The following is a 12,498-nucleotide window of genomic DNA, read 5'->3' on the forward strand; positions in this document are numbered from 1 at the left end:
CCGCCAACTATTCGGTGGGCGCCGACCCGTTGCGACCTGCAAGGATGAGGGACAGGCGGTAGGCGGCCTTTGCCTCCATTCCGGCGAGTACGGCAGCGGCACGTTCGGGCTGCATCCGGCCTAGAAAGCCTGCGGCAAAGACCGGGTCCATCTCCTGAAACAGGGCCGCGGCCTCTTTCGGCTTCATGACCTCATACATGCGGGTGAGCTTGGCAAGGTCACTCTCTGTGGCGCCATCGGCGAGGGCGAGGGTCGCTTCGAGCTCGGTTTCGGCCTGGCGCAACGCATCCATCTCGCGAGCGATCTCTTCACGCGCGCGCTGAAGCGCGACAAGCTCGTCGGCTATCGCGGCCTCGCGCGCGGTCACGGCGCTTTCGCGCGATTGCAGCGCGGAGAGGAGCGTGGCGATGTCGGGATCCGGCTCGCAACCTGCAACGACCGGGGAAGTTGCAGGCTCATCGGTCGGAGACCCTTCCAACGCAAAGGCGGACCCACTGACGCCCGTCAGGCGGAGGGCGGCGGAAAAGAGCAGGAGGGCCGCGATGATGCTGAGCAGACTTCGCCCAAGCCTGCGCCGCAGCGGCATTGAAGACCTGCCGCGCATCGCCATCAGGCGGCCTCCTGCTCATCATTGCGCGCCGTCCGCCTCCGGCGTGTCACCGTCGGGCGCGGCCCGGTCTGGCTGGGTTCAGGCAGGTCATGCATGGTGGCGAGTAGGATCTCGAGCTTGTCGGCGGAGTCCTCGGCGCGCTCGGTCAACCTGGTGAGCTCATCGACGCTTCCGGTCGAGGCTGCCCGGGCGGCCTCGAGCGCCTTCTTCAAGTCGTCCACCTGCACGGAGAGCACAGCCACGGCCCCTCCCATCCCTCCCTGAAGGTCGGTGAAGCGCGACAGGCGGCGCGACAGAATGAGGCAGTAGATGCCAGCTCCCAATGCACCGGCCGTCATGAGAATATCGGCTATCACGTCAAGCATCTTTGCCTCCTAGTTCACCACGAATTCGGTAACGAGCAGATCCTTGACGCGGCCCTCGCCGGTCACGATCTGGATGCGGCGCAACATCTGGGCCCGCAGGCTCATGAGCGCGCTGGGCCGCTCGATCTCGCTGACCTCGATGGCCCGCAGGTAGGTGTTGAGCACGTCGAGAATGCGCGGCATCACCATCTCGACCTCGGCTTCCATGCCCGGCTGCACCTCGAGTTCGGCCCTGAACCGGAGGTGTGCAGCCTGTCCGCCCGAGCGCATGGCAATGATGATCGGGTCGATGGGAACGAAGGACACGGGCTCAAGCGGCTCGGCTTCCGCCATGTTTTCGGCGCCCTCCTCACCAGATGATTCTCCGCCCCCCAAAATGCCGGAGAAGGTTGCAAAGAACGCTCCTCCACCGCCGCCAAGCATCAGGACCACGCCAAGAATCAACGGCAGCTTGGACTTTTTCCTGGGGGCTTCGGCATCTTCTCCTGCCTCGGCTTCACCATCTTCCTCGGCCATCTGGTCGGGTCTCCTGAACAATTCGCTCGAACTGTTCATAGACCGAAGGAGGCTAACCGATTGTTAAGGCGAATGCGCGATTTAGAGGGAGAAGGGCAGAAGCCCGGATGACGGCGGAGAATGCGCGTGCAGAATATCCTCGACACTTGGAACGGCCTTGATGGCAGGCGGAGACTCACCGTTCTGGTGGCGACTCTGGCCATGTTCGCGGCCGTTCTGGCCCTCAGTCGCATTGCGACCGCGCCGGGGATGACCCTGCTCTACGCCGGGCTGGAGCCGTCCGCCGCCGGCGAGGTCGTGACTTCGCTCGATCAACGCGGTGTGGCCTATGAGATTCGCGGCGGGGGCATCTATGTCGACAGTTCCCGGCGCGACGAGCTTCGGATGACCCTTGCTTCCGAGGGGCTGCCGGCGACCGGCGGGCAAGGCTATGAAATTCTGGACGGTTTGTCCGGCTTCGGCACCACCAGCCAGATGTTCGATGCGGCCTATTGGCGGGCCAAGGAAGGCGAACTGGCCCGCACCCTGCTGGCCTCTCCCCGGGTTCGGGCGGCACGCGTGCATATCTCCAATCCGGCCAGTCACGGGTTCGGTCGCAATGATTCGGCTTCGGCCTCGGTTTCGGTGACGGCCACGAACGGGCGGGTGACGCCGGCCGAAGCCAAGGCGTTCAAGTTCCTGATCGCGAGCGCGGTCTCTGGACTGTCGGCAGACGGCGTGTCGGTCATCGACGGCACGAGCGGCGCCGTCGTGGCCTCGGACGACTCGATGGGCAATCCTGCTGGTGATGAGCGGGCCGAGGGGCTGCGCCGGAACGTGCAGCGGCTGTTGGAGGCGCATGTGGGGCCCGGCAACGCGGTGGTGGAGGTTTCCATCGAAACCGAGACAGACCGCGAGCAGATCATCGAACGCAGGTTCGACCCGGACGGGCGCGTCGCCGTGAGCTCGGAAACCGAGGAACGCTCGAACAGTGCGAGCGGCACCAATCCTTCGGCGGTGACTGTGGCCTCCAATCTGCCGGATGGTGAAGCCGGCGGGGGCGGCGGTGAAAGCCAGAGCCAGGAGACCGAGACACGCGAGCGTACCAACTTCGAAGTGTCGGAAACTCAAAGAGAATTACTGCGCACACCCGGTGCGATCAAGCGGTTGACGGTGGCCGTTCTGGTCAACGGGGTGCGGGGCACCGATGGAGCGGGCGCTCCAACCTGGGCGGCCCGTGACGACGACCAGCTTGGGGCGCTGCGGGAGCTTGTTGCCAGCGCGGTGGGCTTCAATGAGGACCGGGGCGACCAGATCACGATCAAGTCGCTGGAGCTTCTGCCGGTTGAAGAGATCGGCACTGCGGCGGGCGGATCGCTGCTCGACCGGCTGAACATCATGACCCTGATCCAGTTGGCGATTCTCGCACTTGTTACCCTTGGCCTCGGCCTCTTCGTGTTGAAGCCCGCCCTGAGCGCCCGGGACCTCCCGGCGCCGGAGGGGGCCGGTGCAAGTGGTGGCACGGGTGCGGGGATGGCCGCGCTGCCGCCGGGTGCTCCAGTTGATGGCGGTGCCGGAGAAAGTCTCGACGACTTTCCTATGCCCGACGCGCTCACCGGCGAAATTGATGACAGCGGGATCGAGTTGCCGGACCTCGCGGTGATCAATGACTTCGATGTGGCGGGTGTTCCGGGGTTCGACAGCGCCGACAGCGATGACCCGGTGGGGCGTCTGCGCCAGATGATCGAGGAGCGGCAGGACGAAACCATCGAGATCCTGAAGAGCTGGATGGAAGACGATGAGGAGGCCAAGGCTTGAGCAAGGGCGGCGTGACTCTGGAAGATTTCAGCGGCGTGGTGCGCAAGCCGCCAGTCGCGGAAGCGGGCGATACAGCCCTGGCCGAGGCCCAGCTTGCGGCTTTCGACAAGGGCTACAGGGAGGGCTGGGAGGATGCCGCCCGCGCCCATGCCGAGGAGCAGAAGGCGATCGGCAGCGATCTGGCACGGGCGCTGGATGACATGAGCTTCACCTATCACGAGGCCCGGCGGGCGATGCTGTGCGAGATGCGCGAACTCATCACCGGCATCGTGGCCAAGGTGCTGCCGTTCAGTCTTGGTGGCAGTCTCGGGCCCATGATCCTGGAACGGATCGAGGAGGCTGTGAAATCACGCAGCGAAGTTTCGGTTGAGGTCGCAGTTGCCCCCGAAAACCTGGCGCGGGTCGCGCCCCTTTTGCAGGGCGAGGCGACCATTCCCGTTCGGCTCGCGGACTCCGCGAGCCTTGGCCCCGGACAGGCGGTGCTGCGGTTTGCCAGCGCGGAGGAAATCATCGACCTCGACGCGGTGCTCACGGGCATCACGCAGGTCGTTGACGGCTTTTTTGAGGGCCAGGCGGCCCGGGAAGGATGACACATGAGCGACGAGGCACAGGGCGCAGGCAACCCGTTTTCGCAGGTTCCGGTGGAGATCACCGTGGCGGTCGGCAAGGCGAGGCCAAGGGTTTCGGAGCTGTTGAAGCTCGGGCCCGACGCCGTCTTGCCGCTCGACCGCCGGGTGGAAGACCCGGTGGAGCTCTATGTCGGCGACAAGTTGATCGCCCGGGGCGAGCTGACCGAAGTGGAAGGAGGGCAGCCGGGCCAGCTGGCTGTACGGCTGACGGAGGTTGCAGACCTCAAGGGCGGTATCTGACGCAGACTGGCTGCGCTGCCGTCCTTTCTGTTGCCTTTGTCCTGTGTGCCGGGCCGCTTGCGGCCCAAGACATATCGATCGACATGGGAGACGGCAGCGGACTTACCAGCCAGACGATTTCGCTCTTCGCCCTCGTAACCATTCTGAGCCTCGTGCCCGGGATAGCGGTGATGATCACCTGCTTTCCATTCATCGTGACCGTGCTGTCCATCCTGCGTCAGGCCATCGGGCTGCAGCAATCACCCCCGAACATGCTGATCGTCTCGCTCGCGCTCTTTCTGACCTACTTCATCATGGACCCGGTGCTGCAGGAGGCATGGACCTCCGGTGTGCAGCCTCTGCTGGACGATCGGCTCTCGGTCGAAGAGGCCTTTGCCAAGACCATGGCACCGTTCCGGGTCTTCATGGCGGCGCGGGTCGATGTGGAAACCTTCAGGACGTTGAGCGATTTGCGGGAGATCTCTGCAGCACCCGGCGAGGCGCCGTTGTCACTGCTGGTGCCATCATTCATGCTCAGCGAGGTGGAACGGGCTTTTCAGATCGGTTTTCTGATCTTCTTGCCCTTTCTCATCATCGATCTCGTGGTGGCCGCTGTCCTGATGTCGATGGGGATGATGATGGTGCCGCCTGCGATCGTGTCGCTGCCGTTCAAACTGGCTTTCTTCGTGGTCGCGGACGGCTGGTCTTTAATTTCCGGAGCGTTGATCCGGAGCTATTTCTGAACCGCGAACGAGACGTCTCGTTGGATGACGCGAGGGGCGTTTGGAGCGCCCGATCATCCTCGATGGCGTCCATCGCAATTGGCATGGTTCGACTGGGCTGGCCGCAGGTCGGCTTCAATCTCTCACTCCGTTCATTGTGAAGAAACGGCCCACCGGAATTGGGTACGGCAGCGTTGGAGTGTCGTCCGTTAGGCGCAGGTCGTTCAGGCCCGGCCGCCTATCTTACGATGAAGTCGGCGTGGAGTGCGCCGGCGGCTTTGATGCTCTTCAGGATGTCGATCATGTCGCGAGGCGAGACGCCGAGGGCGTTCAGGCCCGCGACGACCTCGGAGAGGGACGTGCCGGAAGCGACTTCGGCCAGGCCGATGCCCGGCTCTTCATTGATTTCGGCAGTGGTGTTGGGCAGCACCACGGTTTCACCAGGGGCGAAGGGGTTGGGTTGGACGGCGATGGGCTTTTCTTCGATGCGTATCGTGAGATTTCCTTGACTTACGGCGACACGGCTGATGCGCACGTCTTCGCCCATGACAATGGTGCCCGAGCGCTGGTCGACGACCACCATGGCGCGGCGCTGAGGTTCGACCGCGATGTTCTCGATGCGGCTGATGACATGGGCCGGGGAGCGGATGCCGCTGCCCGCGATATCGACCTGAACTGTGCCGGCATCGAGCATGCGCGCGACAGGCCGCCCGAAGCTGCTGTTGATCGCGGTCTCGATGCGGCTGGCGGTGGTGAAATCCTGGGTGCGAAGGGCCAGACGCATGGTGCGCAACTGGGTAAAATCGAAAGTCACCTCGCGTTCGACGCGCGCGCCCGAGGGCACAGTTCCGGCTGTCGGGACGCCTTGGGTGACTTTTGCGCCGTCCCCCTCGGCGGAGGCTCCGCCGGCAATTATGGTGCCCTGGGCGACGGCGTAGATCTGGCCGTCGGCCGCCGTCAGCGGGGTCATGACCAGCGTTCCTCCAAGCAGGCTCTTGGCGTCGCCGATGGCGGAGACGGTCACGTCGATCTGGCTGCCGGCGCGGGAGAAGGGCGGCAGGGTTGCGGTGACGAAAACGGCGGCGACGTTCTTTGGGCGAAATTGCTCACCGGTGACGTTGACGCCGAGCCGTTCCAGCATGTTCTGCATGATCTCTTCGGTGAAGGGCGCGTTTCGCAGGCCGTCGCCGGAGCCGTTGAGCCCGACGACGAGACCGTAGCCGACGAGGTCGTTGCTGCGAACCCCGTCGAACTCGACGAGATCCTTGATCCGGACAGGGGTGGCATGGAGCGCGCTGGAAAGGGTCAGCGCGAGAAGGCAGGCGAGGATTGTGCGAAGCATCAGAGGTAATTCACCAGGCTCAGGGACTGCATTCTGGCAGTGATCGCGTAAATGGTTTCGAGTTGGGTCTGGGCTGCGGTCAGGCGACTGGCCGTTTCATAGGGGTCGACCTCGAGGATTTCCGCGCGGGCCAAGGTGAGTGCGCTGGTTTCGGTGTCGCGGGCGACGCCAGTCTCTTCGATCAGCCCTTCGACGGTTCCGAGGCGCGCCTGCAGGGTTGTCAGGCCGGTTTCGCCGCGCAGCATGGTTTCACCGGCGATCCGCACCAGTTCGGCGCGGGCCTCGGTGTTGCCGGTCAGCACATCGTTGTCGATCAGATTTGCGAGGGCAATTCCCTTGAGGGCATCGCGAAGCTCGCCGTCGAAGGCGGTCTGCTGGAGGTTGGCCTTTACGCCGAGGCCAATGTCGATCGGGGCCAGCGGGGTGGTGGAGCCGAGATAGACATCGGTTTCGAAGCCGCCGCCGGGGGCGAACCAGGCGTCCAGGGCGGTGGTCAGGCTGGCAACATCGGTGGCGCCTGCGGTGGTGGCGGTGAGGCTGGCCATGAAGGTTTCGGCATCGGCGACGGCGGGGCCGTCGACCGCGACGCCGGAAAAAACGCTTCGGCTGCCGAAGGTCGTGTTGAGCGCGGCGAGCACGGGGGCGAGTTTGGCGGCGGTGTCGGCGGCGGCGGTCTCGATCACGGAGGCCTGGGTGGCCTGGCCGGCGTTGAGCATGTTTCCGGAGCTTTCCTCGATCAGGGTCGAGATCGTCTGGTAGGCGTTCTGCATGACGGCGGCGAGGCTGGCGGCCTCGGTTCCGGTCGTCTTGTAGGAGGCATTCCGGGCAAGCGTGGTTTCGATGCTGGTGATGGGGGCAAAGTCACCGCCGACGGCTGCGGCGACATCGGCTTTGCGGCCCGTCGAAAGTTCTTGCGCCAGGCGGGTGACTTCGGCCTTCACGTCGAAATTGGTCTTTTGCATCAGGAACATGCGCGCGAGGTCGCCTTGGCCGATTTGGTTTACCATGTCATGTAGCTCCCTCAGATTGCCATCAGCCGGTCGATCAGCTCGTCGATCGTCTGGATCACCTTGGCGTTGGCGGCATAGGCCTGTTCGACGACAAGAAGTTTTTGCAGTTCGTGGTCGGTATCGACCCCTCCGGCGAGTTCGGCGGACTTGATGGTATCGAAGCGGGCGATGTGAAAGCCGAATTCCACCTCGCGGCTGGCGCGCTCGGAGGCGAGAGAAGTGAGCAGGTCGGCCGCATGGCCCCCGGCGCTGCGGGGCGTGCCTGTCGAGGCGGCGGAAGCGGAGGCGATGCTCGCGGAGAAGCGGGCCGAGATGGCCTGAACCAGGGTGGAGTTTCCGACTACTCCGGGCGCTGCGGCGCCGAGGCCGTCGCGGATGCGCCAGGACTCTCCGACCTCGTCGGGGTCGACGAGGATGTTGAACTCGAGGCGCTTGGCGAGGCCTTCCTCTTCGGTCGGCAGGAAGGCCGCGCCGCCATCGGTGAAGAGCCCCGGCGCTCCGACGCCGAGGGTTGTGTCGAGCGTGGGGTCCTGGAAGCGATCGACGAGGTCGCGGGCGAGCAGGTCGAGCCCGGCCTGGGCCTTCGGGGCGATTTCGTCGCGCGCGGCGAAGAGGGCGTGCATCTTGCCGCCCGCCATCGGCGCGTTGTCGCCGCTGGTGGAGATTGGATTGCCGTTGATGGTGAGGCCGGAGAGGGCACCGGAGGCGAGGGTCATGTCAGAGGTGATGAGGCCGACGGGGTCAAAGCCGATTTCGGCGGCGGTTCCATCGACGAGGATGGCGCTGGTGGGGGTGTAGAGTGCGATGCGCCCGCCGTCGCGGTCGACCTGACGGATGGGCACGAGCTCTGCGATGCTGTCGATCACCGATTGGCGCTGGTCCATCAGTGCGGCGATGTTCTGGCCGGTGGCGCCGAAGTTGAAGATGCGGGCGTTCAGCTCGACGACCTGTTCGAGCGCCGCATTCAGGCGATGGACCTCGCGGGCAATGCTCTGGTCGGCCTCCATCCGGATTTCCTGCACCCCGTCTGAGAGGGTGTTGAACTTCTCGGCGAGGGCGGAGCCGGCGCGGCCGACGGCGTCGAGCCGGGAGGAGAGGTCGGGGCGGCTTGCGGCCTCGATCAGCGCCCCTTCGAAGTTGGAATAGGCGGTGGTCAGCGAGGCCGGATCGCCGGGCTCGCCGATGAGATCCTCGATGGCGGTGAGGGTCGAGGCCAGGTGGCCGGCCTCGCTCTGGGCGGCGTCGGACAGGCGCCTGTCGCCGATCAGCCGGATGTCTGAGGCGCGTTGGACCGGACCGATGCTGACACCGCCCAGCTCGCGGACGTTCAGGGTGAGCGACCGGCGACCGTATCCTTCAGTGTTGGCATTGGCGATGTTGGAGCTGATGACATCGAGCTGGCGCTTGGAGGCGTTGAGGCCGGAGAGCGCGGCGGACATTGCGGCGGAGTAGGTCATGGGTGGGCCCCTTTGGGGAGGATCGTGGGATCAGCGTTTGATGTTGGTGGTTTCCTGCAGCATCTCGTCGACCGTCTGGATGACCTTGGCGTTGGAGGAATAGGCGCGCTGGGTCTGGATCAGGTTGGTCAACTCGCCGGCGACATCGGTGGCGCTCTCTTCCAGCGCGTAACTAAGGATATCGCCGGTTGGCCCGTCGGCGGCATCCCAGAGGAAGAAGGAGCCGGAGGCGTTGGAGGTCTGGTAGGTCTGGTTGTCGAGGGCGATGAGCCCGTGCGGGTTGGGCAGGTGGACCAGCGGGATCTGGTAGATTGTCTTGGTGCTGCCGATGTCGAAGTTGGCGTGGATGAAGCCGTTGGCGTCAATCTCGATGGAGACCATGTTGCCCACGGGCGAGCCGTCCTTGGAGATGGAGGTGGGGGCGAAGCTGTCGGAGAGCTGGGTCATCAGGTTGCCGGAGCCGAGGGCGCCGATCTCCATCACCAGCGGTCCGCCGGCTACGTCGATCGTGATCGTGCCGTCTGCGCCGTTGTAGGCGCCGCCGGTGCCGATCAGGTTGACGGTCTGGATGGTGCCGCCGGAGCCGCGGCTGTCATCGAAGATGAGCTCGTATTCTCCGACGATCGCCCCTTCGGAGGCGCTGTCGGCAATCACCATGGTCCAGGTGTTGGAGGAGCCGATCGCCGGGATTTCCGGAGTGAAGGTGATGTTGAGGGATTCGGATTTGCCGAGGTTGTCGAAGTACTCGATGGAGAGATCGAGCGGGTCTCCAGAGGCATCCGAGTCGGTTTCTGTTGCGGGGAGGTTCATGCCCAGCGACATCGCGGTGGTCGGTTCGCCGGCGAACTGGTTGACGTTGATCTGGATCGGCTCGAGCCCCTCGGAGGTATCACGCGGGAAGGTGGGCACCGTGCCGTCGGAATCCGCCGGCCAGCCCATGAGCACGAGGCCCGTGGCGGTGACGAGATAGCCGTCGGCATTGGTGCGGAAGGAGCCGGTTGAGGCGAGATACATCGGCTTTTCGCCGGCGAGACTGTTGAGCGATGCGGCGGAGGTCACGGGCAGGAAGCCGCGGCCGCGCACGGCGAGGTCGGTGGCGTTTTCGGTGGATTGTAGCGCGCCGGGCTGATCAATGATGCGGGTGGTGGTGATGCGCACCCCGCCTGCGGAGTAGGTGCCGTTGCCGGAGCTGACGACCATGGCGTGGAAGTCCGCGACCGAGCGTTTGTAGCCGTTGGTCGCGCTGTTGGCGATGTTGTCGGAGATGGTGGCAAGGCGGCTCGCGTTGGCCGCCAGTCCGGCAACACTCGCGTTGAGCGAGGAAGAGATGGTCATGTGAAGCGCCTTTCTGCTGCTTTGTGGCAAGATCAAGGCACAGTATGGGGCGAGGCCCTTAAGGGGGCGCTAACAGATAAACTTGTCGCCGTTTCCCGGATCAGGTGTCGGGGCGCAGAAGGATGAATTCGAGTCGATTGTTGCGGATCGACATGGGCATCTCGGCCACTTCGAGCTTGCGGTCGGCGAAGCCGGAGACGCGCTGAAAGCGGCGTTCGTCCATCCCGGCGGCGACCATCAGGAGATGCCCCTTTCGCGCGCGCGCGGCGGACAGGGACCAGACGGGATTGTCGGCAAGCACCAGCGGCGCGGCGGCGGTGTGGCCGTTGACGGCGATTTCGTTGGCGGCAAGGTCGAAGACCCGCGCCAGCATGCCGGCGATCTCGACCATGATCGGGGTGGGCTCGTCTGTGCCGCGCCGGAAGAGGGGGACGCCCTCGATATCGAAGACCTCGACGATGAGGCCCTCGTCGGTGACCTTCGTGACGATGTGGCGCAGCGCGTCGTCGGCGCTCATGCTTTCGCCGGACATGGCCATCAGGGCCTCTTCGATCTGCTCGATCGCGGCGGACTCCGCCAGAGACTCCTCGTCGGAGGCGCCATCGTTTTCGCCCTGTTCGCCGGAGGCCTTCTGCTCGTCGGTCGGGGCCTCGTTGCTGGCGCCGGTGCCGTTTTGCGGCAGGGTCTCTTCGGTGAAGACGGAATCGCCGCCCAAGGTGCCATCGCCACCACCGGAGACGCGGGCGAGAGGGACGCTGGGGTGGAAGTAGTCGGCGATGCCCTTGCGCTGCTTTTCTGTGGTGGCATTCAGGAGCCACATGAGCAGGAAGAAGGCCATCATTGCGGTGACGAAGTCGGCGTAGGCGACCTTCCACGCGCCGCCGTGATGACCATCGCCTGCGATGATCTTCTTCTTCTTGATGATGATCGGTCGCAGATCGTTTGCGGCGCTCATGACGCACACCTCGGTTGTTCACCGGCGAAAGGTGTAGCGCTGGGGGGTGAAACCTCGCTTAACAGGTAAAATGCGAGGCGAAATCAGCCGGGGTTGCCGGTGCTTTCGATGAGCGCGGAGATTTCTGCCACCTTCTCTTCCAGCAAGGCCCGGTCGCCGCGGGTTTCGACGTTGAGACGCAGCACGGGCTCGGTGTTGGAGCTGCGCAGGTTCACCCGCCAGCTGTCGAACTCGAGGCTGAGGCCATCGAGCCGGTCGTCGGAGTTGGCGTTTGCGGCATAGGTGGACTCGAAGGCGCGCTTGGCGGCCTCCGGGTCGGTGAGGCGAAAGTTGATCTCGCCCGAGGAGGGGTAGGCGGCGCGCATGTCGGCGACCATCTGCGAGAGTGGCTTGCCTTCGGCGCACATCAGCTGGGCGATGGTGAGCCAGGGGATCATGCCGCTGTCGCAGTAGTAGAAGTCGCGGAAGTAGTGGTGGGCCGAGATCTCGCCGCCATAGACGGCATCTTCGCGGCGCATCAGGGCCTTGATGAGGGAGTGGCCGGTGGGGGAGGCGATAGGAGTGCCGCCCGCCTCGGCGATGCACTCGCGGCTGTTCCAGGCGACGCGGGTGTCGTGGACGATATTGGCGCCGGGGTAGAGCGCGAGAAAGCCCTTGGCGAGAAGGGCCACGACGAACTCGCCTTCGACGAAATTGCCGGTTTCGTCGCAGAGGAAGCAGCGGTCGAAGTCGCCATCCCAGGCAACGCCCATGTCGGCACCGCGCGCCTTGACCTGATCGGCGGTGGCGGGCTGGTTCTCGGGGAGGAGCGGGTTGGGGATGCCGTTGGGAAAGCTGGCGTCGGGCTCGTGGTGCATGCGCTCGAAGGTGAGCGGCGCGCCGGCGGCCTCAAGCTTGGCGGCGATGGCATCGAAGCTCGGGCCGGCCACGCCATTGCCGGCGTTCACCAGAATTTTCAGCGGTTTCAGCGCGGCAATGTCGACGAAGCTGATGATCTTGTCGGCATAGGCATCGCGGGTGTCGGCCTCGGAGCGGGTGCCGGGCAAGGCCGCATCGGGCAGGTCGGGGCCGCCGCAGAGCTGCTTGAGCCGCTCCATCTCATCATCGGCGGACAGCGGGCGGGAGCCTGCCGCGACCATCTTGATGCCGTTGTAATCTATCGGGTTGTGGGAGGCCGTCACCATCAGCCCGCCCTCGGCGCCGAGATGGGAGGTGGCGAAATAGACCTCTTCGGTGCCGACGAGGCCGATGTCGATCACGTCGACGCCGCCCGCGATGAGGCCCTCGGTGAGGGCTGCGGTGATCTCGGGGGAAGAGGGGCGGATGTCGCGGCCGATCACGGCCGACTTGCAGCCCAGAACCTCGGCAAAGGCGCGACCGATCTTGCGGGCCAGCGCCACATCGAGATTTACCCCGATCTGACCGCGAATGTCGTAGGCCTTGAAGGCGGAAAGGTCTGTCATGGGGGCTCCGGCTGGTTATCTGGTGATGCTGCAACTGCAAAGGGATCGTAGGCAGCCCGGACGAATTGGCAACCCCGC

General features: G+C 64.8%; 13 protein-coding genes. 4 read left to right on the forward strand and 9 right to left on the reverse strand.

Features of this window, described 5'->3' with window-relative positions; genetic code table 11:
• Positions 1-7: 7 nt before the first annotated feature.
• From GTH22_RS18890 to fliL, 3 genes are read right to left on the reverse strand one after another with little or no spacing between them, the layout of a single operon-like run.
• Positions 8-610 (reverse strand): MotE family protein, encoded by a 603-nt coding sequence (locus GTH22_RS18890; RefSeq protein ID WP_252947137.1) that lies wholly within the window; start codon positions 608-610, stop codon positions 8-10.
• Positions 610-975 (reverse strand): hypothetical protein, encoded by a 366-nt coding sequence (locus tag GTH22_RS18895; protein ID WP_252947138.1) that lies wholly within the window; start codon positions 973-975, stop codon positions 610-612. Before GTH22_RS18895 ends, GTH22_RS18890 begins: the two co-directional genes overlap by 1 nt.
• A 9-nt stretch (positions 976-984) precedes the next feature.
• Positions 985-1,491, reverse strand: a complete 507-nt coding sequence (gene fliL, locus GTH22_RS18900; protein WP_252947139.1) for a flagellar basal body-associated protein FliL — start codon at positions 1,489-1,491, stop codon at positions 985-987.
• 120 nt (positions 1,492-1,611) lie between these two features.
• Here fliL and fliF point away from each other — a divergent pair, with 120 nt between their 5' ends.
• From fliF to fliP, 4 genes are read left to right on the forward strand one after another with little or no spacing between them, the layout of a single operon-like run.
• Complete coding sequence (gene fliF, locus GTH22_RS18905) at positions 1,612-3,288, forward strand: flagellar basal-body MS-ring/collar protein FliF (RefSeq protein ID WP_252947140.1); 1,677 nt, start codon at positions 1,612-1,614, stop codon at positions 3,286-3,288.
• Positions 3,285-3,878 carry a hypothetical protein gene (locus GTH22_RS18910; RefSeq protein WP_252947141.1) on the forward strand — a complete coding sequence of 198 codons (594 nt, stop codon included), beginning with the start codon at positions 3,285-3,287 and terminating at the stop codon, positions 3,876-3,878. The genes fliF and GTH22_RS18910 overlap by 4 nt, the downstream gene beginning before the upstream one ends.
• 3 nt (positions 3,879-3,881) lie before the next feature.
• Entirely contained in the window at positions 3,882-4,157 is a 276-nt protein-coding gene (locus GTH22_RS18915; RefSeq protein ID WP_252947679.1) for a FliM/FliN family flagellar motor switch protein, read from the forward strand.
• Positions 4,154-4,879, forward strand: a complete 726-nt coding sequence (fliP, locus tag GTH22_RS18920; RefSeq protein WP_371928391.1) for a flagellar type III secretion system pore protein FliP — start codon at positions 4,154-4,156, stop codon at positions 4,877-4,879. The genes GTH22_RS18915 and fliP overlap by 4 nt, the downstream gene beginning before the upstream one ends.
• Positions 4,880-5,096: 217 nt before the next feature.
• Here fliP and GTH22_RS18925 read toward each other — a convergent pair whose 3' ends face one another.
• The 6 genes from GTH22_RS18925 to GTH22_RS18950 form a co-directional block, all read right to left on the reverse strand.
• Entirely contained in the window at positions 5,097-6,200 is a 1,104-nt protein-coding gene (locus GTH22_RS18925; RefSeq protein WP_252947142.1) for a flagellar basal body P-ring protein FlgI, read from the reverse strand.
• Positions 6,200-7,207 carry a flagellin gene (locus GTH22_RS18930; RefSeq protein WP_252947143.1) on the reverse strand — a complete coding sequence of 336 codons (1,008 nt, stop codon included), beginning with the start codon at positions 7,205-7,207 and terminating at the stop codon, positions 6,200-6,202. The genes GTH22_RS18925 and GTH22_RS18930 overlap by 1 nt, the downstream gene beginning before the upstream one ends.
• Before the next feature lie 14 nt (positions 7,208-7,221).
• Positions 7,222-8,667 (reverse strand): flagellar hook-associated protein FlgK, encoded by a 1,446-nt coding sequence (flgK, locus tag GTH22_RS18935; protein WP_252947144.1) that lies wholly within the window; start codon positions 8,665-8,667, stop codon positions 7,222-7,224.
• A 30-nt stretch (positions 8,668-8,697) separates the two neighbouring features.
• Positions 8,698-10,002: a flagellar hook protein FlgE gene (locus tag GTH22_RS18940; protein ID WP_252947145.1), complete on the reverse strand. Its 1,305-nt coding sequence runs from the start codon at positions 10,000-10,002 to the stop codon at positions 8,698-8,700.
• Between the two features lie 100 nt (positions 10,003-10,102).
• Positions 10,103-10,957: a flagellar motor protein MotB gene (locus tag GTH22_RS18945; protein ID WP_252947146.1), complete on the reverse strand. Its 855-nt coding sequence runs from the start codon at positions 10,955-10,957 to the stop codon at positions 10,103-10,105.
• An 83-nt stretch (positions 10,958-11,040) separates the two neighbouring features.
• Positions 11,041-12,420, reverse strand: a complete 1,380-nt coding sequence (locus GTH22_RS18950) for a phosphomannomutase (protein WP_252947147.1) — start codon at positions 12,418-12,420, stop codon at positions 11,041-11,043.
• Positions 12,421-12,498 lie beyond the last annotated feature (78 nt).

The sequence above is a fragment of the Oceanicola sp. 502str15 genome (genome assembly GCF_024105635.1).
Taxonomy (GTDB): Bacteria; Pseudomonadota; Alphaproteobacteria; order Rhodobacterales; family Rhodobacteraceae; genus Vannielia.

Coding starts and splice junctions, on each gene's coding strand:
- GTH22_RS18890 (WP_252947137.1), bottom strand. CDS start 610: ATGGCGATGCGCGGCAGGTCTTCAATGCCGCTGCGGCGCAGGCTTGGG.
- fliF (WP_252947140.1), top strand. CDS start 1,612: ATGCGCGTGCAGAATATCCTCGACACTTGGAACGGCCTTGATGGCAGG.
- GTH22_RS18930 (WP_252947143.1), bottom strand. CDS start 7,207: ATGGTAAACCAAATCGGCCAAGGCGACCTCGCGCGCATGTTCCTGATG.
- GTH22_RS18940 (WP_252947145.1), bottom strand. CDS start 10,002: ATGACCATCTCTTCCTCGCTCAACGCGAGTGTTGCCGGACTGGCGGCC.
- GTH22_RS18895 (WP_252947138.1), bottom strand. CDS start 975: ATGCTTGACGTGATAGCCGATATTCTCATGACGGCCGGTGCATTGGGA.
- GTH22_RS18915 (WP_252947679.1), top strand. CDS start 3,882: ATGAGCGACGAGGCACAGGGCGCAGGCAACCCGTTTTCGCAGGTTCCG.
- GTH22_RS18945 (WP_252947146.1), bottom strand. CDS start 10,957: ATGAGCGCCGCAAACGATCTGCGACCGATCATCATCAAGAAGAAGAAG.
- flgK (WP_252947144.1), bottom strand. CDS start 8,667: ATGACCTACTCCGCCGCAATGTCCGCCGCGCTCTCCGGCCTCAACGCC.
- GTH22_RS18925 (WP_252947142.1), bottom strand. CDS start 6,200: ATGCTTCGCACAATCCTCGCCTGCCTTCTCGCGCTGACCCTTTCCAGC.
- fliL (WP_252947139.1), bottom strand. CDS start 1,491: ATGGCCGAGGAAGATGGTGAAGCCGAGGCAGGAGAAGATGCCGAAGCC.
- GTH22_RS18950 (WP_252947147.1), bottom strand. CDS start 12,420: ATGACAGACCTTTCCGCCTTCAAGGCCTACGACATTCGCGGTCAGATC.